This window comes from Actinoplanes sp. NPDC048791 (assembly GCF_040650095.1).
Classification (GTDB): domain Bacteria; phylum Actinomycetota; class Actinomycetes; order Mycobacteriales; family Micromonosporaceae; genus Actinoplanes.
Genome location: NZ_JBEZGQ010000814.1, coordinates 1 through 3,813 on the forward strand (window position 1 = coordinate 1; position 3,813 = coordinate 3,813).

The 3,813-nt window shown below is 73.5% G+C and carries 4 protein-coding genes and 1 pseudogene; 1 reads left to right on the forward strand and 4 read right to left on the reverse strand.

Annotated features, from left to right (window positions below; genetic code table 11):
• Nucleotides 1-217: pseudogene (locus AB0C29_RS37600) on the forward strand (thioesterase); the annotation flags it as partial.
• Nucleotides 218-273: 56 nt separating this feature from the next.
• On the opposite strand, the gene AB0C29_RS37605 reads toward AB0C29_RS37600, so the two are convergent.
• The 4 genes from AB0C29_RS37605 to AB0C29_RS37620 all read right to left on the reverse strand — a co-directional run bounded on the left by AB0C29_RS37605 (nt 274) and on the right by AB0C29_RS37620 (nt 3,565).
• The gene (locus AB0C29_RS37605; RefSeq protein ID WP_360830875.1) at nt 274-672 is read right to left on the reverse strand and encodes a hypothetical protein; all 399 of its coding nucleotides are present in this window, start codon (nt 670-672) and stop codon (nt 274-276) included.
• The gene (locus AB0C29_RS37610; RefSeq protein WP_360830866.1) at nt 623-1,684 is read right to left on the reverse strand and encodes a sigma-70 family RNA polymerase sigma factor; all 1,062 of its coding nucleotides are present in this window, start codon (nt 1,682-1,684) and stop codon (nt 623-625) included. The genes AB0C29_RS37605 and AB0C29_RS37610 overlap by 50 nt, the downstream gene beginning before the upstream one ends.
• 21 nt (nt 1,685-1,705) lie before the next feature.
• A complete protein-coding gene (locus AB0C29_RS37615; RefSeq protein ID WP_360830869.1) occupies nt 1,706-2,527 on the reverse strand; it encodes an alpha/beta hydrolase in 822 nt (273 codons plus the stop codon).
• Nucleotides 2,528-2,626: 99 nt separating this feature from the next.
• Nucleotides 2,627-3,565: a carbohydrate kinase gene (locus AB0C29_RS37620; protein ID WP_360830872.1), complete on the reverse strand. Its 939-nt coding sequence runs from the start codon at nt 3,563-3,565 to the stop codon at nt 2,627-2,629.
• Nucleotides 3,566-3,813: the final 248 nt, after the last annotated feature.

The window sequence follows — 3,813 nt, forward strand, 5'->3', positions numbered from 1 at the left end:
CGTCACCACGGTCGGCGTCCGCGCCGAGGTCGAGCACCGCGCGCCCACCCCGCTCGGGCGCCGGGTCACCGCGCTGGCCACGCTGGCCAAGGTGGACGGGCGCAAGCTGATCTTCGACGTCGTGGTGCGCGACGGTGAGGAGCTGGTGGCCGAGGTCCGGGTCGAGCGGGTGCTCCTGGACCGGCAGCGCTTCATCGCCAAGGCCCTCGGCGACTGAGCAAGGCCCGGGGCGACTGAGCAAGGCCCGGGGCGACTGAGCAAGGCCCTGGGCGACTAGCTCAGCAGCGCCTCGAACGGCGCCAGCGGCACCACGCCCTCGACCTGCCGCGCCAGTTCCGGGTCGAGGGTCACGAGGGCGTCGGCCTGCAGCTGCGCCACTGCGACGTATTCCGCGGCGACCGTGTCGTCCCAGCCGAACTGCTCGGCCACCCGCCACGCGGTCTGCCGGGAGACCCGGTCGCCGAGCAGCCGGATCTTCATCGTGGTGATCCCGTCGAGCAGCGTCCGCGCGTCCGCCGCGGCGATCTCGCCCTGCCGGGTCTGCCGGTAGAGCAGCGACAGCGCCTGCGAGCGCAGCACGTTGGGGGCGACGAGCTGGTGTTCCGCGGCTACCGTCACGCCTTCACGGACGAGACGGATCGCGGTGGGGGCGTCGATCGTGTATCGCGTCATGCCCCATCTTGGCCTGCGCGGTGGCGGTCGGCAGCTCGAAGGCGGCGAGGTGTTCCGCGCCCAGGAACGACGTGATTTCCGCGATCCGGTCGTCGCGCAGGGTGAGTACGGTGATCGCCCACGCCCGCCCGTCGAGGTATTGCGCGACCGCGGGTTGCCCGTTCGCGGTCACCGGCACGTTGTGCCACGATCCGCACGAGCTCAGCGGCACCCGGGCCGCGAAGTCGGTGACGGCCGCCAGCCCCGCGTACCAGTGCGGCAGCGGCGGCATCGCCCAGGTCACGTCCTCGGTGAGCAGCGTGACCAGCCCGTCGACGTCGCCGCGTTCCAGCGCCGCCGAGTAGCCGCTGACGATCTCCCGCAACCGCGCGTCGCCGAGTTTGCGCAGGGTCTGCTGCTGGCTGCGCGCCGGCACCTTGGCCGCGACGATCGCCCGGGCCCGCTGCAGCGCGCTGTTCACCGACGCGGTCGAGGTCGCCATCACCTCGGCGATCTCCGCCGCCGAGAAGCCCAGCACCTCGAAGAGCAGCAGCGCCGCACGCTGGTTGCCCGGCAGATGCTGCATAGCGGCGACGAACGCGAGCTCGACCGCCTCGCGCTGCTCGTAGCGCGCGTCCGGCCGGGCCCGGCCCAACTGCCCGTCCGGGTACGGCCCCAGCCACGCAACCTCGTGCGACGGCACATCACCGAGCACAGCCCGGGGACTCGACGGCCCGACGTCGACGGGCAGCGCCCGCCGTCCCCGCGCCTCGACCGCGTCCAGGCAGGTCCGGGTGGCCACGGTGTAGAGCCACGAGCGCAGCGAGCTGCGGCCCTCGAAGCCGGCGAGCCCGCGCCACGCCCGCAGCAGCGCGTCCTGCAGCGCGTCGTCGGCGTCGTGGGTCGAGCCGAGCATGCGGTAGCAGTGGGCGTGCAGCTCCCGGCGCAACGGCCCGACGACGCGGTTGAACGCCTCGTCGTCGCCGTTGCGGGCCCGGGCCAGGTCGGCGGGTTCGGCGCGGGTGTCACTCACCTCACGAAGTGTGCCCGACGGTCAGCCTTCCAGGACGGCCCGCAGGCGTACCTCGAACGCCGCCGGGTCCTCGGCGAAACCGATGTGGTCGCCGGGGAACATGGTCGGCGCGAGGCCGAGGCCGGCGGCGAGCGCCCGGGACGCCCGGTCGCACAGCTGCCCGGTGGAGTCCTCGCCGATGCCGACCACGATCCGGGTGGGCACCGCGCGCAGCCGGTCGAGGTCGGGCACCCACCAGGCGGTGGCCCGCAGCATGTGGGCGAACTGGAAGTGCTCGTCGGCGACGGTCTGCGGCGAACGGTCGCTGAGGAACACCTGCTCGATCATCGCCGGCGGGAAGTCGATGTTCGCCGCCCGCAGGAACCGGACCCAGGCCCCGAGCACGTCACCGGCGAGGTAGGTGGCGACCATGTCCTCGGTGGCGGCGTACAGCTCGGCGCGGTCCGGCAGCAGTTCCTGCAGCGGCGGCTCGTGGGCGATGACGGTGTGCACCAGCTCGGGCCGGGTCTGCGCCAGGGCCAGGACGCTGACCGCGCCGCCGCTGGAGCCGAGGGCCACGGCCGGCCCGGCGTCGAGGTGGGTCAGCAGCCGGGCCAGGTCGTCGGCGCGTTCCTGCGGGGTGGAGTCCCGGTCGGGGTGCTCCACCGAGCTGCGGTTGATGCCGCGAGGGTCGGCGGTCAGCACGGTGTGGTCGCGGGCCAGCAGACCGGCGAGCGCCTCGAACGAGCGGGCGTCCATCGGCGCGCCGGTCAGCAGCACGAGCGGGCCGGCGCCGCGTACCTCGTAGTGCAGCCGGGCGCCGGGCACGGCGAGCTGCTGGGCGGTGACGGGAATCGTGGTCATCGAGGGTCCTCCGGACACGGTCGGAATGCGTTGTCCGAGAGGTGACTCCCACCGCGCCGCCGAATCATCGCTACCGGCGAACTTTCTCGCCCGTGCGCGTTACAGCAGCGCGCCCCAGCGGGCGGTGAGCTCCTCAGCCGTCGGCATCGCCACCGCGCCGCCCGGGCGTTCGCAGACCAGGCCGGCCACCGCCAGCGCGAAGCGGACGTAGCTCTGCCAGCCCTCGGGCTCGGCCGGCACGCCGTCGGCCAGCAGGCGGCGGACCAGCGCGCCCATCACCGAGTCGCCCGCGCCGGTGGCGTCCACCGCGTCGACCGTCGGCGCCGGCAGCATGACCGTGCTCGTCCCGGTGGCCACGTACGCGCCCTTGGAGCCGCAGGTCACCACGACCGCCTTCGCGCCGGTCTTGAGGATGCGTTCCGCGGCCGCCGCCGGGCCCGCGCCGTCCCAGAGCACCTCGGCGTCGGCCGAGCTGAGTTTGACCAGGTCGGCGGTGGCGAAGAACTCCTCGACCAGGTGACGGAGTGCACCGACCGCGGCGGCGTCGGGCAGCAGCTTCGGGCGTACGTTGGGGTCGAAGACCTTCAGCGGGCCGGGGATCGCCCAGGCCTTGCGGGCCGCCGCCCGGAACGGCTCGCGCATCAGGCTGATCGACCCGGTGTAGAGCACCGCCGCCCCGGCCACCACCTTGTCGTCGACGTCCTCGGGGCGCAGCAGCGCGTACGAGGGCGGCTCGCCGTAGAACTGGAAGGTCGGCTCGGCGCCCTCGAAGGTCGTCACGGCCAGCGTGGTCGGCACCGGTACGCGGGCCAGCCCGGTCGTGCCCACCCCGATCTGGCGCAGGAACGCGGCGATCCGGTCGCCCAGGGTGTCGTTGCCGAGCGACCCGAAGTACTGCACCTCGCCGCCGAGCCGGGTGACGCCGACCGAGACGTTGAGCGGGGCGCCGCCGATCGCCTGCCGATAGATCAGCTCGCCGTCGCGCTCGGTCTCCAGCAGATCCACCAACGCCTCACCGAGCACCACCGCGTAGCCCATCCGGATCCCCTCCACGTAACGCCGCACCGATGCCGTCAGCCTTACGCCCGGGACGCGAGAAAGCCAGCCACTCCCCGATGCTCGCCCGTTTTGTGGTTGTTTGGCATGATCCACCCATGCATCCGCGCGCTTTCGCCCTGCCCCTCCTGCTCACCGCGACCCTGGCAGGTTGCACCGGCCCGGGCGGCACGGCGACCGGGTCCGGCGGGTCGCTGCCGCCGGGCTCGACGCCCTGGCTGGTCAGCGGC

Bases quoted from the DNA above. Each gene is read 5' to 3' on its own strand.
- AB0C29_RS37605 (WP_360830875.1), bottom strand. From the start codon at position 672: ATGACGCGATACACGATCGACGCCCCCACCGCGATCCGTCTCGTCCGT.
- AB0C29_RS37615 (WP_360830869.1), bottom strand. From the start codon at position 2,527: ATGACCACGATTCCCGTCACCGCCCAGCAGCTCGCCGTGCCCGGCGCC.
- AB0C29_RS37620 (WP_360830872.1), bottom strand. From the start codon at position 3,565: ATGGGCTACGCGGTGGTGCTCGGTGAGGCGTTGGTGGATCTGCTGGAG.